Origin of the sequence: Bizionia myxarmorum (genome assembly GCF_008086205.1) — a bacterium.
Lineage (GTDB): Bacteria > Bacteroidota > Bacteroidia > Flavobacteriales > Flavobacteriaceae > Algorimicrobium > Algorimicrobium myxarmorum.
The window spans coordinates 1660346-1685057 of record NZ_VSKK01000001.1 but is presented as its reverse complement, the minus strand read 5'-3'; the positions used below and the strand labels follow the sequence as shown (position 1 = coordinate 1685057).

Sequence of the window (24712 nt, the reverse complement as noted above, 5' to 3'; positions counted from 1 at the left end):
TGAGTGACTATTTAAAGTGTTTGATGTTGGGTCTAGACAATGGAATTTCAAGATCACTGACAAATACAGAAGACGCTGTTACGCGCTGCACTTTATTTTTGTTTACCAAATACGACCGATGGGTTTGTTTAAATATATCTTTCGGCAGTTGATGAACAAGGGTGTTTAAAGATTGCCTAATCGTATATTTTTTAGAAGTTGTATATATATTGACATAGTTACCATCTGCCATTAAATATTTAATATCATCATATTCTAAATTAACAGTATCATACCCATCTTTAAATTGAAAGATTTGCAACTCCTTTTTATGCATGGCTAAATTAATGGATGCTAACAAGTCCACATGTTTTATAGGCTTGGTTAAATAGGCATCAGGATTTGTTGTTAGCGCTTCATTCATTAAAGCAAAATCATACTGACCCGTAAGGAAAATAACAGCCGCATTGTTATTTTTAGATTTAGAAAGCTCTATTCCATCATTTATGCCCTCCAAATTAATATCCATTAATATAATATCCGGCAAAAAATTAGCCATTTCCTGAAGTGCGGACGCTTTATCGTGAACGACTTTTAGATTGCTAAACTGTTCTTCCTGTAAAATTTCAGCAATATAATCAGCAATGATTACATCGTCTTCAACGATAAGAATTTTGGTTTTAAGATGATTAATCATTCCTTATTTCTTTTTTAAACGAAAATGAAAAGCCTTTTTCTGTATCAATTTGGCACTGGACTCTTAATTGACGACAGAGTTTATCTACCAATTTCGGTTTAATTTCTTGTTGAATTAAGGCTGACCCATTATCGGCGTAATCGAAAAATAAGATATTTTCTCGATACGTCATTTCAAAAATAAGCTCTTTAACTTCTTGATCTTTGAACGCATGTTTAATGGAATTGATGCATAATTCCGTAAGCAGTAAACCTAAATACATGGCTAAATCTGAAGAAATTTCAACAGCATCTATGTGAAACTTGGTCTTGATATTATTTTCTTCGAATAAATTGAGGAAACTATCGGTAACATCACTCAAATAATTATGAGCATCGACCTTCCTTTTATCCTTGTTTTTATAGAGATGTTTGTGCAATGTAGAGATGGCTTCCACTTTAGTCAACACATTTTTTAGCTCAAAACTGTTTTGTTTTGAAGTCATTTTTAATTGATCGGTAATTAAAATAACTACTAATTGCAAATTATTATTGATACGATGATTGGCTTCACTCAACAAAAATTCATTTTCTTCTGATAAAGATTGAAGGCGCTTATTGGTACTTTTTTCCTTTTTAAGAAAGTTAGCAATTATTAAAGTAATAGCGATGGCCACCAAAAATAAGCCAATACTTACATAAAGCTGGATTTTATTGGACGCCAAAGCTTTATTCTGATTGGTTATTTCTAATGTATTAATCTTAATTTGGTTCTCTTTTTCAGCTAACTTGTATTTCTCCTCTAGCTCAAATAAGAATTCATTATGCTTCTTTAAATTATGTTTTTCTAAAAGAATAACTACTTGAAGTAAATAATCATAAGCCTTTTCATAGTTACCTAGCTTTTTATAAGTCTCATAAACGTTTGTGGTAATTACAATTTCATTGTAGAGTAAATCATTATTCTTAATAAATTCCAGTGCTTTTAACGACTCGGTTAAAGTGTTATCTAATTGATTGTCCTTAATTAAGGTATTGGTGTAATTGATATAAACGTCAGCCTGATGTTGTATTAAATTATTTTCATTAGAATATTTTATCAATTCTTTGAAATACGTAAGAGCCGTTTTATAATCCTTTCTTAAAGCACAAACACTTGCTATTTCTAACGTTGCATAAAAAATATTACTCTTATGATTGACTTTTTTGGCGAGTTCTAAAGACTTGTTTGCATATTTTAGAATAGAATCTTGCATTCCAAAATGCTGTGAGAAAATAGATGCCCTTCTTCCATAATAACTAGATAAATAGGAATCGTTAATTGTGTTATTTTTTCGAATATCTTCCGCCTTCTCTTGATGTTTTATAGCCTCTAAATAAAGCCCTCTTTTCCTATAAAACTCAATCATTTTAACGTGATACAGGAATCTTAATTCAATATTTCCCGTTAGCTCTATTTCCTCATGAGCTTTTATAAGATAATCATTCGTGCTGTTATAATCCAATTTCAGCTTATAAACATCGGCTAAACCAATGAGCAGTTTAATGTTTTGCTCTGGACTTTCAGGATTATTGAGATGGTTTTTGTAGTAAATAATGGCATCATTCAACCTATTTTCATCTACTAATTTCTGCCCATAATCAATTATGGAATCATCTTGAGAAAATGACCATTGAAAAATAAAGATTGAAATTAAGACGAAAATAAATTTCATATTAAGTTTTCTGTTTCTTCTTTCTAGCTGCAGGAAACAATACATTATTTAGAATTAAACGATAACCTGGAGAGGTTGGATACAAATCTAATTCCGTTTTCGGATCACCTACTTTATGGGTATAATCTTCAGGATCATGGCCGCCATAAAACGTAAAAAAGCCTTTACCTTTTATACCATGAATGTATTTAGCTTCGCCATTGGTTTTATTTTCGCCCATTACCAAAACATTGGCTTTAATTTGATCCCGGCTATAAGCGGTAGTTTGCCCCATAAAACCTTTAACCAAGGCGGTATGATTTTGACACAACATGGTTGGAATTGGATCCCATTTAGCTGAAAAATCCATTAGTGTGAAATAATCAGTCATTTTTGGAATCTGGCGCTTTTCAGTCATATCTATGGAAGAAAACTCATAGACATTTGGATTACGCTCTAAAATAAAATCTTTAAAGGCGAATGTTCTATTATAATCAATTTTACTTTGGTAGTTGGCATCACTTGCATCACCATCAAACATCGGTTCGCAAATATCTACACCATCTGCAGATAGAGCAATGTCAAAACTATCTGTTGCGCTACACATAGCAAACATAAAACCGCCACCAATAACATAATCTCTAATTTTATTGGAAACGGCTAACTTTTCATTTGAAACTTTATCATATCCTAATCGTTTAGCCATAGCTTCAGCCGATTTCTTCTCTTCAATATACCAAGCTGCTGTTTTATAATTGGCATAAAACTTTCCATATTGTCCCGTAAAATCTTCGTGGTGTAAGTGTAACCAATCATACAATAATAGCGCGTCATTTAAAACCTCTTCGTCATATATGGTTTCGTAAGGAATTTCGGCGTAGGTTAAAACCATCGTCACCGCATCATCCCAAGGTAAATTACCCTTAGGCGAATAGACCGCAATTTTAGGTGCTTTTTCTAGAATTACAGATTCCATGTTTTTACTAGGACTGCTGATTTCAGTAAGAATAGCTTCGGCTTTATCGTTGGAAATAACTTCAAAAGAAACACCACGAATCTGACATTCCCGTCTGATTCGTTCCGTGTCTGGTAATAAAAAGGATCCGCCTCTATAATTTAATAACCAATTCACTTTTAATTGATTATCTAGAGTCCAATAGGTAATGCCGTAAGCTTTTAGATGATTCTTTTGGCTCTCGGCATCCATGGGAATTAAAATATAGGATGCAAAACTGTTTAAACTAAACAAAAACAGTAGCAGAAGTATTAACTTTTTCATAGTTGAAAGATACTGAAATTATAGCCCTTTCAAATAAATTTAAAACAATATTAACCCAAAAGATGGCCTAAGTTTTACCAGACAATAAATTGGCAATAACCTTAGTATTATCAAATTGTTCCAGCAATATTTTTAAAACAACCGTAATTGGAATTGCTAAAATTAAACCGGCAACGCCCCAAATATATCCCCAAAGCATTAACATAACCAATACCGTTATAACGTTTAACGAAAATGATTTTCCCATGAAAATAGGTTCTAAAATTGAGCCAAAAAGCACTTGAACACCGGTAATGGATACGATAAAAAAGAATAATATACTTGTGGGATCCAATTCAATAAATGCAAAAGCAGATAATAATACAACAGTTACTATAGAACCAACCATTTGCACAAAGTTTATAAGAAATGCAAATAAGCCCCAGAAAATGGGGAAACTAACATCAAAAAAGAAACAAGCCAATCCAGTTCCAATACCTGTAGCTAAACTGACTGCAAATTTCACTTTCACAAATTTAATTAGATCATTCTCTATTCTTATAAATGTTTTTACCGACGTATGTTTGAGTTTCAATAAGGTATTATTCATCACCTTTTGAATGTTGATGGATTCTGCCAGCCATAAGACCACAAAAAATACCGTCATTAAAATCATGGTAAGCGTTTTCTGAAGGAAATTTAACGTGACTCCAATAGTTTCTTCATGAATGAACTTTTTAAAGAAACTTTCCTTACTATCTACTTCTATCCCAAAAGTTTCTTGGGCAGTTAAAAGTAAATCATCAAATTTCTCTTCTGCTTTGACAAAAAATTCGGTTTCAGAATTTAAAATTTCGCGACCCGAAACTTTTATAAGCTCCACGCCTATTTTTAATCCAGCTACAATAAGTAGAATAACTAAAACAATGCTAATTGGTTTTGGAATGCTTTTTCTACTTAACCAACGCATAATTGGTAAAAATAGCAAAGCAATAAACATGGAGAAAATCAACGGAATAAATATGAACGATAATGTTTTTAATAAATAAAACACCAAAGGAATCACGATGATTGATAATAGCAAATTTGTAGTACGCAACTGGTTCATAAAAGACCCTATTTTTAAGAAATGCAAAATTAAGCCAAAAACATGTTATGCAGGCCAATAGTTAAGACTATTTTGGTTTTAAAAATAAACGCATTACCGCTAAATTTCAAAACCTGTATATCAAGTTATTTAAAAAGGAACCTCGTTGTCTTCTGGGTCTCCAAATGCATCATTTGGCGTTGGGAAATGATCCGCTTTAAAGGTATTATCATTTGCCGCTTCGTTCATTTTAGAATGAAACTCATGATCAAATGGGGTATCAAAATCATCTAAATTATCAAACTTACCAAGATTTCCAATAAACTTGAGCCGGATGTTATCTAAACCACCATTTCTATGTTTAGCAATAATAAATTCTGCTTGACCTTGAGTAGGCGAACGTTCATCATCATCCCATTCATCAATTTTATAATATTCTGGACGGTAAATAAAACTAACAATATCCGCATCTTGCTCAATTGCACCAGATTCACGTAAATCTGATAATATTGGACGTTTACTTCCTCCACGGGTTTCAACTGCACGCGATAATTGCGATAGGGCAATTACCGGAACACTTAATTCTTTAGCTAATGCTTTTAAGTTTCGAGAAATTGTTGAAATTTCCTGTTCACGATTACCACCTTTCTGACTTCCACCAGCTGTCATTAATTGCAAGTAATCCACCATAATTAATCTAATGCCATGTTGCGATACTAAACGTCTCGCTTTTGCTCGTAAATCAAAGATGGAAAGTGAAGGCGTATCATCTATAAATAAAGGGGCTTTTTCAAGTCCTTTTACTTTGACATTTAATTGTTCCCATTCGTGTTTTTCTAACTTTCCTGTACGTAGTTTTTCTGAAGACAAGCCCGTTTCACTAGAAATTAAACGCATAATTAATTGCACCGATGCCATTTCTAATGAGAAAAAAGCAACAGGAATATTCTGATCTACGGCTATATTTCTAGCCATAGATAAGGTTAAAGCCGTTTTACCCATACCTGGACGCGCTGCAATAATAATTAAATCACTTTCTTGCCAACCAGAGGTCAGTTTATCTAGTTTGGTAAAACCTGTTGGAATGCCACTTAAACCTTCTTTATTTGAAATTTCCTCTATTTTCTTCTTCGCTTGAATTACCAAACTTTGAGCTGTTTCACTAGATTTTTTAATATTTCCTTGTGTAACCTCATATAATTTGGATTCAGCTCTATCTAATAAATCGAAAACATCTTGTGTTTCATCATAGGAGTCTTCAATAATTTCACTCGAAATTTTAATCAAACTTCTTTGAATGAATTTCTGTAAAATAATACGGGCATGGAACTCAATATGAGCTGAAGATGACACCTTTTGGGTCAAAGAAATCAGGTAAAAATCACCTCCGGCAACATCCAATTTCTGGTTTTTCTTTAATTGGCTAGAAACGGTTAATAAGTCAATAGGTTCACTATTTTCAAACAATTGAAAAATGGCTTCAAAAATATGCTGATGTGCTTCTTTATAGAAAGCATCAGGACTTAAAATATCAATAACCTCATCAACACCTTTTTTATCAATCATCATCGCGCCGAGAACAACCTCCTCTAAATCAATGGCTTGAGGCGGTATTTTTCCTTTCTCAAGACTTATTAAAGTACTTTTATCTACGGGATATCCCTTAATTTGATTTGGTTGTTTCATGTGAGCGAAAGTAAATAAAACGATGCTATAATTATAGCTATTTTGAAGTTTCGTTGTTAACCATAAGTTAACAATTTATATGTTAATAAGTTGAAATTATTGTTAATAAACATAAAAAAATCTGAAATAAATTATTTCAGATTTTTAGGTTGTATGGTATGAAACGGATTAACCTTTAAATACACCCATATTTAAATATTTTTCCATTCTATTTTTAACTAATTCTTTTGGTGATAAGTTTTTAAACTCATCATAAGATTTTAAAATAGCCTCACGAACGGTTGCAAAAGTTGTTTCACGATCGCTATGAGCACCACCAATTGGTTCTTTAACAATCAGATCCACTAACTTCATTTTCTTCATATCATTCGCAGTCAATTTTAAGGCATCGGCTGCTTGTTCCTTATATTCCCAGCTTCTCCAAAGTATGGAAGAGCAAGATTCCGGAGAAATTACCGAATACCATGTATTTTCCAACATTAATACTTTATCTCCAACACCAATACCTAATGCGCCACCCGAAGCACCTTCACCAATAATAACGGTAATAATAGGTACTTTTAAACGTGTCATTTCTAATATATTTCTAGCAATTGCTTCACCTTGTCCACGCTCTTCTGCTTCCAATCCTGGATATGCACCTGGGGTATCAATAAGTGTTACAACAGGAATTCCAAATTTTTCTGCTGATTTCATTAAGCGTAATGCTTTTCTGTAACCTTCAGGGTTTGCCATACCAAAATTACGGTATTGACGTGTTTTGGTATTATAGCCTTTTTGCTGACCGATAAGCATAAACGTTTGATCGCCAATTTTACCAAGGCCACCAATCATAGCTTTATCATCTTTTACGTTTCTGTCTCCATGTAATTCTAGGAAAGACTCACCACAAAGTGCTTTTACGTAATCCAAAGTATAAGGTCTGTTTGGATGACGGGACATTTGCACACGCTGCCAAGGCGTTAAATTCTTATATATTTCTGTCTTTGTAGCAATTAATTTCTTCTCAATCTGCTTACAAGTCTCGGATACATCTACTTCACTTTCGGTACCTATTATTTCACATTTCTGCAATTGTGCTTCTAGTTCTTTAATAGGAAGTTCAAAATCTAAATATTCCATAGGAATTTCTAATTTAAATTAGTTAGCCTACAAACCTACATATTTTTTTCATTTTATACCGAAGTAAAAAGGTGAAATATTAGGCGTGCATAGCGGTTTATACAAATGTACTAATTACCAAATACATGGTAAAAACATTAACGTTAATTAGGGCGAATAGCCGCTCTATTTCGGTATTTCTTGGTGTTCTTTAAAATTCCATTGAATACAACAACACTAATAATAATGGTAGCACCAATATAAAAGTTAGTGCTCATTTTCTCCTTTTCAGGGAAAATTATAACGGCTAAAATGATACCGTAAACTGGTTCTAGATTGTAAGTTAACACGACTGTAAATGGACTTAGATAGCGCATAACATAAACAGATGCTATGAAGGCATAAGCTGTACAAACAGAAGCTAAAATTAAGAGATAAATAATATCTGAAACGTGTAGCACGAAAAATTCTGGTGAAAAACCTTTTCCTGAAAAAAGTAAATAGATACTTATAAAAGCGACACCACTTATAAACTCATAAAATGAAATAACCGTTGCGGAGTGTTTTTCTAAAAATTTCCCATTTAAAACAGCAAATAAGGATGATAGAAACGCCGAAATAATCCCCAATATAATGCCCATCCAATAATGGAGTTCACTTTGAGTGATGATAAAAACACCTAGAATGACTAAAATACCAAACAAAATTTCATAAGAAATGAGCTTTCGTCTGTAAATTAGGGGCTCTATAAAAGACGCAAAAAACGCGCCCGTAGAAAACATGGCTAATGTTATGGAGATATTTGAAACCTTAATAGCGGCAAAAAAAGTAATCCAATGCAGGGCTATTACAATTCCTGCGAAACCTAATTTAAGTATAGATGCTAATGGAATTTTAATAGGCGCTTTAGAAAAATAAACATAGATAGCCATAAAAAATAGCGCTATCAGCATACGGTACCATACTAATGAAACCGCTTCTATGGAAATTAACTGTCCTAAAATTGCCGTAAAACCTGCAATAAATACCAATACGTGCAGATGTCCGTAATTTTTAAGCTTATCGTTTAGCATTATATAAAAGGTAAGCCGCTAATACTCCAAATATCACGTTTGGAAACCACACAGCAATTAAAGGTGGAAAATCTGATTGTGAAGCTAGTACACCAAAAATTTTATCGAAGAAAACGAAAACCATGGCAATACAAATACCAAAAGCCAAGTTGACACCCATGCCACCACGACGTTTTATAGATGAAACGGCAACGGCTATAATGGTTAAAATAAATACTGAAACTGGCAAACTCCAAATTCTATATTTTACTAATTTGTAGCGATTGATATAAGAGGAACCACGTGCTTCTTCTTTTTCAATAAAACGGTTTAATTCGCCGTAAGCTAAAGTTTCTGCAATATATTCAACTGGGGTTAAATCTTCGAGATCGAATGTAAACAAAGTATCTTTACGTCTTTCCGTTTCAATGATATCGTCTCCTTCTCCAATGATTCGTTTCACGTAAGTGTTTAATCTATAAAGGGAATCTTCCTCAATATAACGAATGGAGCTAGCCGTAATTTTACTCACCATTTTATGGTTTTCAATATACTCCAAGGTAAAGTTCTGACCCAAATTCTGCTTCGAATCAAAACTACTCACATAAATATAGGTGTTATCATCAATTTGCCTGTAAACGTTTTGATTATCTACGGCACTTTGATTTGTTTTTAAGTATTTATAGTTAAAATCGTTAAAACCTTTACTCGCTTCGGGCGCTAAATAAAGCCCTAAAACCAAAGCAAAAATTGACACGATAGTGGCACCAATTAAATAGGGTCTTAAAAATCTAGTAAAGGAAACACCGGAACTTAAAAAAGCAATAACCTCTGTATTATTCGCCAATTTTGATGTAAACCAAATTACGGATAAGAATAAAAATAAGGGAAATAAAAGATGCGCAAAGTAGATAGTAAAATCTAATAGGTAAAGCATAACCTCTCCAAAAGGTGCTTCATTTTCTAATATCTTTCCAATTTTTTCAGCAAGATGCACTGTTATTCCAATTGGAATAAAGAGCAACAACATTACTAAAAATGTTAGGAGATATCGTTTTAATATGTACCAATCTAGAATTTTCAATGGCTTCTTTTCTACACTCTTCAAAGAAGAGTTTTTTTGGGTGTTTTAATTTCTATGGTTGGAGAACCGGCGTCTAAATTCGACTCATTTCTCTTTTCTCATTTCTCTTTATTCTTTAATAAAACTACAAGCGATTGTCCATTTGCTTCACCATCATATCTTTCCATAAGGCAAAATCACCTGCTAATATATGTTTTCTGGCTTCACGAACCAACCACATATAAAAACCTAAATTATGAATGGTGGCTATTTGCTTTCCTAATAATTCATTGACTGTAAATAAATGTCTTAAATAGGCCTTACTGTATTCAGTATCTACAAAGGTGATGCCCATTTCATCAATTGGCGAAAAATCTTCACGCCATTTCAAGTTTTTAATATTGATAGAACCATGTGCCGTAAACAACATGCCGTTTCGAGCATTACGTGTTGGCATAACACAATCAAACATATCTACACCCAATGCAATGTTTTCTAAAATATTAATTGGCGTTCCAACACCCATTAAATAGCGGGGTTTTTCTTCTGGTAAAATAGCCGTAACAACTTCTGTCATCGCGTACATTTCTTCGGCAGGCTCACCAACGGACAAACCACCAATTGCATTTCCTACAGCACCAGCGTTGGCAATATATTCTGCTGATTGTTGACGTAAATCTTTGTAAGTACTTCCTTGAACAATTGGAAAAAATGCCTGATCAAAACCATATTTAACAGGCGTTTTTTCCAAATGATTGATACATCTATCCAACCATCTATGCGTCATGTGCATGGAACGTTTGGCATAACGATAATCACAAGGATATGGTGTACATTCATCAAAAGCCATGATAATATCAGCGCCTATCGTTCGTTGAATTTCCATGACACCTTCTGGCGTAAACGTATGATAACTACCGTCAATATGACTTTTAAATCGAACACCCTCTTCTTTAATTTTTCTATTTGCCGAAAGAGAATACACTTGATAACCTCCAGAATCTGTAAGAATATTGCGATCCCAGTTCATAAATTTATGCAAACCACCAGCCTTTTCTAATACATCTGTTTGTGGGCGTAAGTATAAATGGTAAGTATTCGCTAAAATAATATCCGGATTAATTTCATCCTTAAGTTCGCGTTGGTGTACACCTTTTACGGTAGCAACAGTTCCAACAGGCATAAAAATAGGTGTTTCAATTACACCGTGATCCGTAGTTAATTTTCCAGCTCGGGCTTTTGTTTTCGAGTCGGTTACTTTTAAGTCAAATGTCATATTCAAATTATCATGAGAGCGCAAATATAAATAAGAAATTACGATGTCTTTCCTAATTAAAACAAAATTGTTAGCAAATGCTTTCTAATCGTTAATAAAAGCGCCGCATCTCTTTCCATAAATCTATATAAAACCTTATTTTTGCAGCATAAAAATTAACAACACACAAATGTCAAACACACAACAATTAGAAGATTTAACAACCCAAGTACGTAGAGATATTTTACGTATGGTACATAAGGTAAACTCTGGTCATCCTGGTGGATCATTAGGTTGTGCCGAATTTTTTGTAGCACTTTATCAAGAAATCTTGGAGCGTAAAGAAGGTTTTGATATGGACGGAATTGGTGAAGATTTATTCTTTTTATCAAACGGTCATATTTCACCAGTTTTTTACAGTGTTTTAGCCCGTTCAGGTTATTTTCCTGTTAATGAATTAAACACCTTTCGTTTAATTAATTCGCGTTTACAAGGCCACCCTACTACTCATGAAGGCTTACCTGGAATTCGTATTGCATCTGGATCTTTAGGTCAAGGTATGTCTGTTGCTTTGGGTGCCGCTCAAGCTAAAAAATTGAATAATGACAAGCATTTAATATATAGTTTACATGGTGATGGCGAACTTCAAGAAGGCCAAAACTGGGAAGCTATTATGTATGCAGCCGGAAATAAGGTTGATAATATTATTTCGACTGTTGATTTAAACCATCAACAAATTGATGGCTGTACAGATGATGTTTTACCAATGGGAAGTTTAAAAGCCAAGTTTGAAGCATTCGACTGGACAGTTGTAGAGATTGAAAATGGTAATAATATAGATGCTATTTTGAAAGGTATGGCTGAAGCAAAATCGAAAACCGGAAAAGGTAAGCCTGTTTGTGTATTATTAAATACCGTTATGGGTAATGGTGTGGATTTTATGATGCACACACATGCTTGGCATGGAAAAGCACCTAATGACGAGCAATTAGCGAATGGATTAAGTCAGAATCCGGAAACTTTAGGGGATTATTAAGGCATCCTAAATCTTTCCCAAATGGAAGGACTTTTAAATCAAGTTTAATTAAAAGATACCCACTTTCGTGGGCATAGATATGAAAACATATACAAATACAGGTAATAAAGATACACGTTCAGGATTTGGAGCTGGATTAACCGAACTTGGAAAAACCAATGAAAATGTGGTGGCGCTTTGTGCGGATTTAATTGGATCGTTAAAAATGGACGATTTTAAAAAGAACCACCCCGAACGCTTTTTTCAAGTGGGAATTGCGGAAGCCAACATGATTGGTTTAGCTGCTGGTTTAACAATTGGTGGAAAAATTCCATTTACAGGAACGTTCGCTAACTTTTCTACAGGTCGTGTTTACGATCAAATTCGTCAGAGTGTTGCATATTCTAATAAAAACGTGAAAATTTGTGCATCGCATGCTGGTTTAACTTTAGGTGAAGATGGCGCGACACATCAAATTTTAGAAGATATTGGTTTAATGAAAATGTTGCCAGGCATGACGGTTATTAATCCATGTGATTATAACCAAACTAAAGCTGCAACCATTGCTATTGCGGAACATGAAGGCCCTGTTTATCTACGTTTTGGAAGACCAAGCGTTGCTAACTTTACTGCTGAAGATCAGAAGTTTGAAATCGGTAAAGCCCTGCATTTAGTAGATGGAGCGGATGTAACTATTGTTGCTACAGGCCATTTAGTTTGGGAAGCACTTGAAGCGGCAAAAACGTTGAATGAAAAAGGTATTTCTGCTGAAGTGATAAACATTCACACCATCAAACCTTTAGATGATGCTGCCATTTTAAAGTCGGTTGGAAAAACAGGTTGTATTGTAACCGCTGAAGAACATAACCATTTAGGTGGTTTAGGTGAAAGTGTGTCACGAGTACTAACTACAAATCATCCCGTGCCGCAAGAATTTGTGGCTACCAATGATACCTTTGGCGAATCTGGAACTCCTGCACAGTTAATGGATAAATACGGTTTAAATGCAGAAGCTATTGTAAAAGCAGCTGAAAAAGTTATAAAAAGAAAATAAACGAATTATTTTTTCGTTTAAGGAGGTAATCAACAAAACAACTACTATGAAATATCTTGTTTTAAGTCTGGTTGCCTCCTTTCTATTTACAGGCACAGCAATAGCTCAAACCCAAAGTGGATTTGGCTTTAAAGGTGGATTAAATTACAATGCTAACGGGAAATATTATGAATCAGCTGTAAGTGCTGCCGAAAAACCAGACAGAAATGTAGGGTATCATATTGGCTTATTTTACAAAACAGGCGGTTCTATTTATGTGAAACCTGAACTGGTTTATACTAGTACAAAAAGTGGTTATAATTCTGGCGATTTCAAAATGCAGAAAATCGATGCGCCCTTATTAGTTGGAATTAAAGTTTTAGAAATATTTCATGTTTTTGCAGGACCTTCTCTTCAATATATTGTTGAAACGGATTTCGATGGTATTACGGCTGATAAATTAGAAAACGATTTTACTTTAGGTCTTAATTTTGGAATTGGCTTTAGTTTAAAGAAAATAGGATTCGATTTGCGTTATGAACGCGGTTTTAGTGAGAACGAAGTCACTTTTGCAACCAATAATAATGCTGTAAACATAGGGAGAATTGATACACGCCCAGATCAATTAATTTTTAGTATTTCACTTTTACTTTAAATTGTTGAAATGATATAGAACTAAAAAAACCGCAGATGGCGGTTTTTTTTTGTTTTATAATAGGAAGCTTTCCTATTCAGGAATACTTGTTTTATCTAAATAATCCGGAGTTCCATTACCATTAGTGTCTTTTAAAATAACCGTTTTAATAGTTATCTGACCGTTGAATTGTGAACGTGAACTTTCAAATTCATTAGACGCAAATGTTGGTTCTAAATCGCCAACCATTATAACGTATTCGCCATAATCCAATTCATCTTTCGTATAATAGCCATCACCATCATCATCATTATCTAAAAAATTTGGTGTTAAATCGCCATCAGTATCATCATCATAAGCATCACCATTACCATCTAAATCTTCCATATAAGTTGGAATACCATCTTCGTCATGATCTAAAATAGCACGTTTGTATAAGTTAAATTTGAAGATTAAAGGTGTATAACTTGGAACACCTGGAAGTGGCTGATTAAAATAAGCCAAACCAGACGGGATAAAAATCGCACCAATTCCATGATTGTGATAGGTTGTTGTACCATCATTGTCATCAGTATAACTATCACTAGTTTTAAATTCAATTAAACCTTGCTGAAACCCTGGAACAACACCTGCAGCAGATCCTACAGTTAATAAATTAAATTGTGCCTCAGTAACGGCACTATCAAAAATATAATTGTCAATAATACTGATACCTTCATATGTTAAAGTAGCTTGGTCGGAAAAATGGATTTCTTGACCTAATCCTTCACGAACTGATAAATAATACATGGTATAGTCAACACCTCCAAATGGGAAAACTTTAGATTGAACCATATCAATTAAAGGGGTTTTATTAGCATTGGCGCCAGCAATTGTATCAAAAACAATCGTAAATGCGTCATTTTCTATACTATAAGGACTGTTTGCCTGAAACTCTTCATAATTGTAAAAATGCGTTCTAAGATATTCTTCAATATCCAAGATATCCTCTTCATATACTTCACTTAAATCTCTAGGCGGTGTAAATTGCGGAGAATCATCATCCTTTTTACATGCAGTAAATACTGCCGAAATCACTAAAAGAAGAACTAATATTTTTCTTAATTTCATTATTGCTTATTTTTGTTGGCAAGATACAATTTTTAAATAATTTTGTACAATAACATTAACGTAGTTTTTAGACCTTTTGTATGCGAGTAGATAAATTTTTATGGTGTATTAGATATTTCAAAACGAGAACAATAGCAACTACAGCCTGTAAAAAAGGGCATGTAAAAGTTAATGGCGATTCCGTTAAACCAAGTCGCGATGTTTACGCTACGGACAAAATTGAAGTGCGCAAAGACCAAATTAACTACACCTTAACCGTTAACGATTTGCCTCCAAACCGTGTAGGCGCCAAATTAGTGGACATTTACCGCACCGATACCACGCCAAAAGAAGCCTTTGTAGGAAATGATTTATTGAAATATGCGAAAGATTATTACCGGAAAAAGGGATCAGGACGTCCTACAAAAAAAGACCGTCGAGACATAGAGGATTATAAGGATGAAAATGACCCAGCGAAAGAGTCTGAAAATGAGAACGAAAATGACAAGAAATTATAATTAACTCGATTATCTTTGAAAAAACCTAGCTTATGAAAACATCCGAAAAAAATATCATTCTTAATCATGATGAAATTGTTCATAAAATAAGACGTATTGCTTATCAAATTTATGAGAGCAATGTGGATGAAACGGAGATAGTTTTAGCTGGTATTGATTCCAATGGTTATATTTTGGCGAAGAAGTTAAAAGCAGTTTTAGCAAAAATATCCACTATAAATCCGGTTTTATGTCGCGTAATGGTTGATAAGAAAAATCCATTAAACCAAATCACAACTTCATTAGCTGTTGAAGACTATACTAATAAATCAGTAGTGCTAATTGATGATGTTTTGAATTCTGGCACAACGCTTATTTATGGCGTTAAACATTTTTTAAATGTACCTTTAAAACAATTTAAAACAGCTGTCCTAGTAAACCGAAATCACAAAAAATATCCTGTTAAGGCAGATTTTAAAGGTATTTCTTTATCAACATCGTTACATGAGCATGTAGATGTGGTATTAGACGGTAAAGTTTTTGAGGCTTCCTTAAACTAATTTCGAAAGAATATCAGCTACAATTTCTTCTGGTGACTGATTTGCATTTACAATTAAATTTGCTTGATTGTAAAAATTGATACGCTCAAAAATATGTTTCCCCACAAATTCGGTAGTTTCTTCCTGTGTCTTTAAATGGGAAACCAAAGGTCTATTCATTTTATTAGCAAATAAACGTTTACCCAATTCGGCCACTGAAACATTTAAATAAACACTTTTAGTATCGGTTTGTTCCTGTATTAAGGCCATATTGGCGCCATAGCAAGGAGTTCCGCCTCCCAATGATAGAATCATATCCTTTTGCTTTAAAAATCCTTTTAAATGCAGACTCTCTATTTTACGGAAATAAATTTCGCCTTTTGATTCAAAAATATCAGAAATGGAACAATTTTCTATTTTTTCGATGTAATGATCCAAATCTTGAAAGGGTTTGTTCAAAATTTTAGCTAATTTTTGACCAATTAGCGTTTTTCCGGAGGTCATATAGCCTAATAAAATAATATTCATAAATAGCTTAAAAATTGATTATTAAAAAGATACGTTCGTGACCAACAAAAAAACAAAAAAAAATCTGAAAAAAGTATTGTTTTATTAATTAAACATTTTATATTTGCACCCTCGTTACAGAGACACAAAATGACTAGGTAGCTCAGTTGGTAGAGCATCTCCCTTTTAAGGAGATGGTCCTGGGTTCGAGCCCCAGCCTGGTCACTAAAAAAAAGTTAAGCATTTTGCTTAACTTTTTTTATTTTTACTCATTATATAATGCGCACGTGGCGGAATTGGTAGACGCGCCAGCTTGAGGGGTTGGTGGACATTAGTCCGTGGAAGTTCGAGTCTTCTCGTGCGCACTTTTAGTCACTTTCCACAAATTTTCTTCATTCTAGTTATTTATTCATTTAATTTGTTATTTTTGTTTAATGTTTCCTAATAATATATGAACAATATTAAAAATAACTTTAGCATTAAAGATTTAGAACACCTGTCTGGTGTTAAAGCTCATACAATTAGAATTTGGGAAAAGCGCTACAACCTTTTAGAACCCGATAGAACGGAAACTAATATTAGATTTTACAGTTTGGAAAGCTTGCAAAAGCTTCTAAACATTACCTTCCTATATAACAATGGCTATAAAATTTCAAAAATTGCTGAAATCAATGATGTTGATATAGCCGATACCGTTCGCCTTTTATCAGCAAAAGATTATGCCGATGATCACGCCATCAACATGTTTAAGTTGGCCATGTTGAATTTTGACAAATCCTTATTCTTTAGCACTTATAACAACTTAATAGAGCACAAAAGTTTTTCCGACATATTCGTAGAAGTCTTTATTCCACTTATGAGTGAAATTGGACTGCTCTGGCAAACCAATACCATTACACCAGCACAAGAACATTTTATTTCGGAATTGATAAAGCAGAAATTATTGGTTAATATAGAAATGCACCAATATGAGAAGCCAAAAAATGATGATAAAGCTTTCGTACTATTTCTTCCAAACAACGAAATTCATGATTTAGGATTGCATTTTCTAAACTATAAATTATCAAAAGCTAATTATCACACCGTATACTTGGGTCCAAGTGTTCCTATTCAAAGTTTAAAGGATGTTCTAAAGCACTATAAGAATGTCAGGTTTATTTCGTACTTTACAGTTAAGCCCGAGGTAGAAAATATTGAAAGCTATTTAAAAGAGTTTCAAGAACAATTACTTTTTAATGGCAATGAACTTTGGATTTTTGGAAGAATGTTGGACCATATAGACACCAGCAAATTGCATGAGGCTATAAAACCATTTTGTTCCATTTCAGATTTAGATAAATTTATTTGAAAAAATAAGTATTTTGTTTAACGTTTTTGTATATTTGTTAAACATATGAAAAAGAAAATTACAATTATTGGTTCCGGATTTTCGTCATTGGCCGCTGCCTGCTATCTAGCGCAGTCAGGGCATAATGTTACAATCTTTGAAAAAAACGACACCATTGGTGGTCGTGCCAGACAGTTAATAAAAGACGGTTTTACATTTGATATTGGTCCAACTTGGTATTGGATGCCTGATGTTTTTGAGCGTTTCTTTGAAGATTTCGACAAAAAGCCTTCTGATTTTTACCAATTAGAAAAGTTGAATCCTGCTTATTCTGTTTATTTCGGTAAAGACGATTATATAACTATTGAAGACACTTTAGAAAAAATTTGCATTGCTTTTGAAAAAGAAGAGCCAGGCAGTTCTAAAATACTTCAAAAATTTATAGATAAAGCACAAGACAATTATAATGTAGCTATAAAAGATTTGGTTTACAATCCTGGGGTTTCACCTTTTGAATTGGTTACAACCAAAACCTTTAAGAAAATTGATCAGTTTTTTAGTACTATCAAAAAAGATGTACGTAAAGAATTTAAAAATGATAGGCTTGTAAAAATATTGGAGTTTCCGGTTTTATTTCTGGGTGCCAAACCAAGCGATACGCCATCTTTCTATAGTTTTATGAATTATGCCGATTTCGGATTAGGAACTTTTCACCCTAAAAAAGGCATGTACCAAGTTATATTGGCCATGGAAACACTTGCCAAAAATTTGGGCGTTACCTTTAAAACAAATGCACCTATAGAAAAAATTCTAGTTTCTAACAAAATAGCTTCAGGCGTTATTTCAAATGGTGAAACATTTAATAGTGATATTGTACTGAGTGGTGCTGATTATCATCATACAGAAACCTTATTGGATTCAGAATATAAGCAATATTCGGAAGCCTATTGGAATAAGAAAACATTTGCACCATCGTCACTCCTATTTTATGTAGGTTTTGACAAAAAGATAAAAAATGTTAATCACCACACGCTATTTTTTGATGTGGATTTTGATAAACACGCTGAAGCAATCTATGATAATCCAGAATGGCCTGAAAACCCGCTATTTTACGCTAGTTTTCCATCTATAACCGATGAACATGTTGCTCCAGAAGGTAAAGAAGCAGGTGTTTTTTTAATTCCGTTAGCGCCAGGTTTAAAGGATAACACCAAGTTACGAATGACCTATTTTACTAAAATCATGGATCGTTTTGAGGAACTAACCTCTCAAAATGTGCGAGACCATATTTTATTTAAGGAGTCATTTTGTGTAAACGATTTTATAAAAGATTACAACTCATACAAAGGAAATGCCTACGGAATGGCTAATACCTTATTGCAAACGGCCTTTTTAAGACCGAAATTAAAAAGTAGTAAAGTAAATAATTTGTATTTTACAGGACAATTAACGGTTCCAGGACCAGGCGTTCCACCATCATTAATTTCAGGGAAGCTAGTAGCAGAGCTTATAAATAAACATCATTCAGACTCATAATAAGTCGAAAACGCATGATGTTCATGCTTAAAAAGTTCAATAAAAAAACACTAACAGATGAAATCAATTTTTGACATCGTTTCCCATTCGTGCAGCCAAACGGTTACTAAAACCTATAGCACGTCTTTCTCCTTGGCCACCAAAATGTTGTCAAGCACAATTCGTCAGGATATATATAATATTTATGGCTTTGTGAGGTTTGCAGATGAAATTGTAGACAGTTTTCATGATTTCGATAAAGAAACGCTTTTAAATGAGTTTGAAAGAGATTTAAATTTGGCTTTAGAACGCAAAATAAGTATGAATCCTATTCTAAACTCATTTCAAGAAACCTATCATAAATATGGAATAGAATCACATATGGTGGAATCTTTTATGCGAAGTATGCGAACAGATTTACATAAAACCACCTATCTAACCGATGCTGAATACAATTCTTACATTTATGGATCTGCTGATGTGGTTGGTTTAATGTGCTTAAAAGTTTTTGTAAAAGGCGATAATGAGAAATATAACCACCTTAAAGATTCAGCTATGCATTTAGGTTCTGCTTTTCAAAAAGTAAATTTTTTACGGGATTTGAAAAGTGATTATGAAGATTTAAGCAGAACGTATTTCCCAAATACGGATTTAACTAAATTAGACGAAGCTTCTAAAATACTCATTATTGAAGAAATTGAACGCGATTTTGAATTAGGCCTTCAAGGAATTAAAGAACTTCCAATAGAAGCTAAATTTGGTGTTTTTACGGCTTACCGATACTACAGACAGCTTTTAACTAAATTGAAGAAAACACCAGCCTTACAAATTCAGAATGCCCGTATACGGGTTCCTAATTATAAAAAAATTGAGCTATTAACCCGTAGTTACGTGAAATATCAATTAAATTTGTTGTAAAATTATTATGGATATTATTTTGTGGATATTAATCTTTTTGGGAACCTTCCTTTTCATGGAATTCATGGCTTGGTTCACGCATAAATATATTATGCATGGTTTTTTATGGAATTTACATCAAGATCATCATCATAAAAAACACGATAGTTGGTTTGAACGAAACGACTTGTTTTTTATATTTTATGCTGTAGTTAGTATTTCCTTATTTTTACTTTGGCGTTATGCCGACTTTTGGGCTGGATTGCCATTAGGCCTAGGCATTTTCGCTTACGGATTGGCTTACTTTTTTGTTCACGATATTTTTATTCACCAACGCTTTAAGTTTTTAAGAAACGCCAATAACTGGTATGCAAAAGGCGTACGCCGTGGTCATAAAATGCACCATAAACACCTTGGCAAAGAAGACAGCGAATGTTTCGGAATGTTATTTGTTCCTTTAAAGTACTTCAAAAAATAAAATTTTCCTAAAAGATCTTTGTCATGCCCAACGAAAATCATTTCGATTATATTATTATTGGAAATGGTCTTGCCGGTTTGCAACTTGCGCTTCAGTTTTATTCAGATAATGAGTTAAAACATAAACGCGTTGCCTTAATTGATCCTGACAGTAAAACAATTAATGATAAAACGTGGAGCTTTTGGGAAATTGGTTCTGGTAATTGGGATTCCATAGTAGAAAAAACATGGCATACAGCGCTCTTTAATTCGAATAGAAAATCATTAGTCCTTCCTTTACAACCCTATACTTATAAAAGTATACGATCCCTAGATTTTTACAATCATGCCAAAGCAACATTGGAAAAGTCTGAAAATTTTCAATTTATAGAAGATATCATTGTTTCATTAGAAGAAACTGAAACCGTTTTAGTTAAGGGCCAAATGAATTCATACACGGCAAATCATATTTTTGATAGTCGCATTCCGAAAGAATATTTTTCTGAAATATCAAAATATACCTTAGTTCAACAGCATTTTAAAGGTTGGATTATTGAAACTGAAACGCCCTGTTTTAATCCAGAAGCGTTTACCATGATGGATTATCGGTTTCAATATAAGGATACAACTAGTTTTGTATATGTTTTACCCGTTTCGGAAAACCGCGCTTTAATTGAATACACCTTTTTTACACCAGAAACCGTTACCGAATCTGTTTATGATCATGCTATTAGTAATTATATTACCAATCATTTAAAGATAGAAAAGTATAAAATTATAGAAACCGAGCAGGGAAATATTCCCATGACCGATTTTCCTTTCTGGAAGTATAATACCCAAAAAATCACTAAAATTGGTACAGGTGGCGGCTGGGTTAAAGGTTCCACTGGTTATTCATTTAAACATACAGAAAAAAACACCGCTAAAATTGTTTCCAATATTAAAACTGGAAAAAACCCTTCACATAACTTATTTCAGAAGAAGTATAAATTCTACGATAAAATATTCCTAAAAGTTATAAAAACGAATAATAAAAAAGGCGTCTGGATATTCGAGCAGTTTTATGCTAAAAATTCCATTCCCACTATGTTTCGCTTTTTGGATGAAGAATCTTCATTTAAAGAAGACGTAAATATAATGCGTGCTTTATTTTCTTGGGATTTTATTCGCGCTTTCTTCAGTGTTCTATTCAGAAGCCACTAAATCGTCCAATAATTTCCTTACGGAATCACTATTCCAATTAGCAGCACCAGATTTATTCATAACAATACTTCCCTTTTTATCAATTAAATAGGTTTGTGGAATACTATTACTTTGGAGTTGTGTCGGCGCGTTATTTATGGATTGGTAGAATTCAAAATTATAATTATTTTTACTTCTGAAGCCTTTAATAGTTTCAGCCTTTTCATTAGAAACCAATAAGAAAATTACATCATCTTTATAATCTGCGTACAATTCATTAATACTTGGCATTTCAGCAATACATGGCGGACACCAGGTAGCCCAAAAATTGATAAAAACTACTTTACCCTCTGCCTGCTTAAAATCGAAAGGATTTCCTTTTGAATCAACTAAATTCCAATTCTCATACGTTTTTAAGGTTTCACGCTTATCTGCGCTAATTTCAGACGGACTTATCATAGCCAATCCTTTTTGTAGAAAAACTTGAATAGGTTGACGCGTTTGCGGAATAATTAATAAGGCAATCACAATTAAAAAAATAATATTACTCGCGGAGAATTTTGGTTTTTTCATAATAGAGCATTAAACGCTTTGGTCGTTAACAACATAAATTCCTAACATTAAAAAACTCCTGAAAATTTGATTAATCAGGAGTTCTTATAAATATAATAAAACTTAAAAAATTAAGCTATATTTTCTTTTTTAATTAAGTTTAAAGCCGATCCTTCGTTGTACCAATCAATTTGAGCTTGGTTATACGTATGGTTCGTTTTAATAACATCTTTAGATCCGTCTGCGTGAACAAACTCCATTAATAAAGGTTTGTCTGGTGCAAATTCATTTAAATCTAGGAAGTTGATCGTGTCATCCTCTTGAATTAAATCATAATCACTTTCAGTAGCAAACGTTAATCCTAACATACCTTGTTTCTTCAGGTTAGTTTCATGAATACGTGCAAACGATTTAACTAAAACAGCAGCAACACCTAAAAATCGAGGTTCCATAGCAGCATGTTCACGGGAAGATCCTTCGCCATAATTATGATCACCAACAACAATCGTTTTAATTCCCGCAGCTTTATAAGCACGTGCTACATCTGGAACACCTCCAAATTCACCTGTTAATTGATTTTTAACAAAGTTTGTTTTCTTACCAAAAGCATTAACAGCTCCAATAAGCATGTTATTCGAAATATTATCTAAATGCCCTCTAAAACGTAACCAAGGTCCAGCCATAGAAATATGGTCAGTTGTACATTTACCAAATGCTTTAATCAATAATTTAGCACCTTTAATATTATTTCCTAAAGGCTCAAATGGTTTTAGTAATTGTAAACGCTCGGAAGTTGGACTAACCGAAATATCTACATTACTTCCATCTTTTACAGGCTCCACATAACCAGATTCCTTAACGTCAAATCCTAATGGTGGTAACTCAAGTCCTTTTGGCTCATCCAGTTTAATTTCTACACCATCTTCATTTAACAAGGTGTCATTCATAGGATCAAAATCCAAACGACCTGAAATGGCAATTGCTGCAACCATTTCTGGTGAACCAACAAAGGCGTGCGTATTTGGGTTCCCATCTGCGCGTTTCGAGAAATTTCTATTAAAAGAATGCACAATGGTATTCTTTTCATCACCTTTTCTATCACTTCTGTCCCATTGTCCAATACAAGGTCCACAAGCATTGGTGAAAATAGTAGCGTTTAAATCTTCAAATATTTTTAAAACACCATCACGTTCTGCTGTAAAACGAATTTGTTCCGATCCTGGATTAATACCAAAATCAGATTTCGGTTTAATATTTTTATCTACTGCTTGCTTCGCAATAGAAGCTGCCCGTGTTAAATCTTCATAAGATGAGTTGGTACATGAACCAATTAGTCCCCAATCTACTTTTAACGGCCAGCCATTTTCTTTCGCTTTAGGACCTAGCTCACCAACCGGTGTTGCTAAATCTGGAGTAAAAGGGCCATTTAAATGCGGACGTAATGTATCTAAATTAATTTCTATAACTTGATCGAAATACGTTTCTGGCGAAGCATAAACTTCATCATCACCCGTTAAATACTCACGGATTTTGTTTGCTTCATCAGCAATATCGTTTCTATCGGTAGCACGTAAATAACGCTCCATAGAATCGTCGTAACCAAATGTAGACGTGGTTGCACCAATTTCGGCACCCATATTACAAATAGTTCCTTTTCCTGTACATGATAAATTTTGAGCTCCTGGTCCAAAATATTCAACAATAGCACCTGTTCCACCTTTTACAGTAAGAATACCAGCTACTTTAAGAATGACATCTTTAGCAGATGTCCAACCATTTAAGCTACCTGTTAATTTAACACCTATTAACTTCGGAAATTTTAATTCCCAAGCCATACCGGCCATAACATCAACAGCATCTGCTCCACCAACTCCAATGGCAACCATTCCTAATCCACCTGCATTTACAGTATGTGAATCGGTTCCAATCATCATTCCACCTGGAAAGGCGTAATTTTCTAGAACCACTTGGTGAATAATACCAGCTCCTGGTTTCCAGAAACCAATACCATATTTATTAGAAACCGACGCTAAAAAATCAAAAACTTCACTACTTGTTTCGTTAGCACGTTTTAAATCGGGTGCTGCACCTTGTTTCGCTTGGATTAAGTGATCACAATGTGTTGTAGTTGGAACGGCCACTTTAGGCTTACCAGCCTGCATAAACTGCAATAATGCCATTTGTGCGGTAGCATCTTGTAATGCAATACGGTCTGGAGCGAAATCCACATAATCTTTACCTCTTACAAAAGGCTTGTTTGGCGTTTCATCCCAAAGGTGAGCGTATAAAATCTTTTCTGAAAGTGTTAATGGTTTACCAACAACTTCACGCGCTTTATCTACACGTTCCGCCATCGTAGCATAAACCTTTTTGATCATGTCAATATCGAATGCCATATAATATATTTTATGTGAATAAACTTATTTTAATCTCCAAGTTAATGGGATTGCAAAAGTACGAATATTTAAGACCATTTAAAAATATGTAACGAAATGCTACTATTCTTAAAGGATTTTTAAAAAAAAATCAATTTGAAAGGAATTTTCGAGTATTTATATATTTTTAATGCCGAAAAAATAATAAATTAACAGTTAAGCATAGAAATATTACCAAAGTATC

The 24712-nt window shown here is 33.6% G+C and carries 23 protein-coding genes and 2 tRNA genes; 12 read left to right on the top strand and 13 right to left on the bottom strand.

The genetic code is table 11. The annotated features are described in order from the left end of the window. Positions 1-7: 7 nt before the first annotated feature. The 9 genes from ES674_RS07675 to tgt form a co-directional block, all read right to left on the bottom strand. On the bottom strand, positions 8-676 hold the full coding sequence (locus ES674_RS07675; RefSeq protein WP_148403356.1) for a LytR/AlgR family response regulator transcription factor: 669 nt from the start codon (positions 674-676) through the stop codon (positions 8-10). Continuing rightward, the gene (locus tag ES674_RS07670; protein WP_170233976.1) at positions 669-2369 is read right to left on the bottom strand and encodes a tetratricopeptide repeat-containing sensor histidine kinase; all 1701 of its coding nucleotides are present in this window, start codon (positions 2367-2369) and stop codon (positions 669-671) included. The genes ES674_RS07675 and ES674_RS07670 overlap by 8 nt, the downstream gene beginning before the upstream one ends. Before the next feature lies 1 nt (position 2370). Beyond that, positions 2371-3627, bottom strand: coding sequence for an asparagine synthetase B (locus ES674_RS07665; RefSeq protein WP_211359273.1), 1257 nt, complete (start codon positions 3625-3627; stop codon positions 2371-2373). Positions 3628-3694: 67 nt separating this feature from the next. Continuing rightward, entirely contained in the window at positions 3695-4714 is a 1020-nt protein-coding gene (locus tag ES674_RS07660) for an AI-2E family transporter (RefSeq protein WP_148403354.1), read from the bottom strand. Between the two features lie 129 nt (positions 4715-4843). Continuing rightward, entirely contained in the window at positions 4844-6379 is a 1536-nt protein-coding gene (gene dnaB / locus ES674_RS07655; RefSeq protein ID WP_148403353.1) for a replicative DNA helicase, read from the bottom strand. 168 nt (positions 6380-6547) lie between these two features. Continuing rightward, positions 6548-7501: an acetyl-CoA carboxylase carboxyltransferase subunit alpha gene (locus ES674_RS07650; protein WP_148403352.1), complete on the bottom strand. Its 954-nt coding sequence runs from the start codon at positions 7499-7501 to the stop codon at positions 6548-6550. A 143-nt stretch (positions 7502-7644) separates the two neighbouring features. Next, a complete protein-coding gene (locus ES674_RS07645; protein ID WP_148403351.1) occupies positions 7645-8553 on the bottom strand; it encodes a DMT family transporter in 909 nt (302 codons plus the stop codon). Beyond that, complete coding sequence (locus tag ES674_RS07640; protein WP_148403666.1) at positions 8540-9616, bottom strand: LptF/LptG family permease; 1077 nt, start codon at positions 9614-9616, stop codon at positions 8540-8542. Before ES674_RS07640 ends, ES674_RS07645 begins: the two co-directional genes overlap by 14 nt. A 124-nt stretch (positions 9617-9740) precedes the next feature. Next, positions 9741-10871: a tRNA guanosine(34) transglycosylase Tgt gene (tgt, locus tag ES674_RS07635; RefSeq protein ID WP_148403350.1), complete on the bottom strand. Its 1131-nt coding sequence runs from the start codon at positions 10869-10871 to the stop codon at positions 9741-9743. A gap of 169 nt (positions 10872-11040) precedes the next feature. Between tgt and ES674_RS07630 the strand changes: the two genes are divergently transcribed. The 3 genes from ES674_RS07630 to ES674_RS07620 all read left to right on the top strand — a co-directional run bounded on the left by ES674_RS07630 (position 11041) and on the right by ES674_RS07620 (position 13553). After that, positions 11041-11886 carry a transketolase gene (locus tag ES674_RS07630; protein WP_148403349.1) on the top strand — a complete coding sequence of 282 codons (846 nt, stop codon included), beginning with the start codon at positions 11041-11043 and terminating at the stop codon, positions 11884-11886. A 79-nt stretch (positions 11887-11965) separates the two neighbouring features. Beyond that, positions 11966-12919 (top strand): transketolase family protein, encoded by a 954-nt coding sequence (locus ES674_RS07625; RefSeq protein ID WP_148403348.1) that lies wholly within the window; start codon positions 11966-11968, stop codon positions 12917-12919. A gap of 46 nt (positions 12920-12965) precedes the next feature. Beyond that, positions 12966-13553 (top strand): outer membrane beta-barrel protein, encoded by a 588-nt coding sequence (locus ES674_RS07620; protein ID WP_148403347.1) that lies wholly within the window; start codon positions 12966-12968, stop codon positions 13551-13553. A gap of 72 nt (positions 13554-13625) precedes the next feature. On the opposite strand, the gene ES674_RS07615 is transcribed toward ES674_RS07620, so the two are convergent. Next, a complete protein-coding gene (locus ES674_RS07615) occupies positions 13626-14642 on the bottom strand; it encodes an FKBP-type peptidyl-prolyl cis-trans isomerase (protein WP_148403346.1) in 1017 nt (338 codons plus the stop codon). Between the two features lie 80 nt (positions 14643-14722). Here ES674_RS07615 and ES674_RS07610 point away from each other — a divergent pair, with 80 nt between their 5' ends. Together ES674_RS07610 and ES674_RS07605 are read left to right on the top strand one after the other, a co-directional pair. Next, on the top strand, positions 14723-15139 hold the full coding sequence (locus ES674_RS07610) for an RNA-binding S4 domain-containing protein (RefSeq protein ID WP_148403345.1): 417 nt from the start codon (positions 14723-14725) through the stop codon (positions 15137-15139). 32 nt (positions 15140-15171) lie between these two features. After that, positions 15172-15678, top strand: a complete 507-nt coding sequence (locus tag ES674_RS07605) for a phosphoribosyltransferase family protein (RefSeq protein ID WP_148403344.1) — start codon at positions 15172-15174, stop codon at positions 15676-15678. On the opposite strand, the gene ES674_RS07600 is transcribed toward ES674_RS07605, so the two are convergent. Further along, positions 15670-16185: a shikimate kinase gene (locus tag ES674_RS07600; RefSeq protein WP_148403343.1), complete on the bottom strand. Its 516-nt coding sequence runs from the start codon at positions 16183-16185 to the stop codon at positions 15670-15672. The two genes, ES674_RS07605 and ES674_RS07600, sit on opposite strands and share 9 nt — an antisense overlap. Before the next feature lie 131 nt (positions 16186-16316). On the opposite strand from ES674_RS07600, the gene ES674_RS07595 reads away from it, so the two are divergent. The 7 genes from ES674_RS07595 to ES674_RS07565 all read left to right on the top strand — a co-directional run bounded on the left by ES674_RS07595 (position 16317) and on the right by ES674_RS07565 (position 21562). After that, a tRNA-Lys gene (locus ES674_RS07595) sits at positions 16317-16389 on the top strand. Between the two features lie 56 nt (positions 16390-16445). Next, positions 16446-16529, top strand: a tRNA-Leu gene (locus ES674_RS07590). An 86-nt stretch (positions 16530-16615) separates the two neighbouring features. Further along, positions 16616-17512, top strand: coding sequence for a MerR family transcriptional regulator (locus ES674_RS07585; RefSeq protein WP_148403342.1), 897 nt, complete (start codon positions 16616-16618; stop codon positions 17510-17512). A 45-nt stretch (positions 17513-17557) separates the two neighbouring features. Then, a complete protein-coding gene (locus ES674_RS07580) occupies positions 17558-19027 on the top strand; it encodes a phytoene desaturase family protein (RefSeq protein ID WP_148403341.1) in 1470 nt (489 codons plus the stop codon). A gap of 57 nt (positions 19028-19084) precedes the next feature. Further along, positions 19085-19924, top strand: a complete 840-nt coding sequence (locus ES674_RS07575; protein ID WP_148403340.1) for a phytoene/squalene synthase family protein — start codon at positions 19085-19087, stop codon at positions 19922-19924. A 7-nt stretch (positions 19925-19931) separates the two neighbouring features. Continuing rightward, positions 19932-20381, top strand: coding sequence for a sterol desaturase family protein (locus ES674_RS07570; RefSeq protein WP_148403339.1), 450 nt, complete (start codon positions 19932-19934; stop codon positions 20379-20381). 23 nt (positions 20382-20404) lie between these two features. Next, positions 20405-21562, top strand: a complete 1158-nt coding sequence (locus ES674_RS07565; RefSeq protein ID WP_148403338.1) for a lycopene cyclase family protein — start codon at positions 20405-20407, stop codon at positions 21560-21562. Here ES674_RS07565 and ES674_RS07560 read toward each other — a convergent pair. Next, on the bottom strand, positions 21545-22114 hold the full coding sequence (locus ES674_RS07560; RefSeq protein WP_148403337.1) for a TlpA family protein disulfide reductase: 570 nt from the start codon (positions 22112-22114) through the stop codon (positions 21545-21547). The two genes, ES674_RS07565 and ES674_RS07560, sit on opposite strands and share 18 nt — an antisense overlap. A gap of 110 nt (positions 22115-22224) precedes the next feature. Continuing rightward, on the bottom strand, positions 22225-24489 hold the full coding sequence (locus ES674_RS07555; RefSeq protein WP_148403336.1) for an aconitate hydratase: 2265 nt from the start codon (positions 24487-24489) through the stop codon (positions 22225-22227). Between the last annotated feature and the right edge of the window lie 223 nt (positions 24490-24712).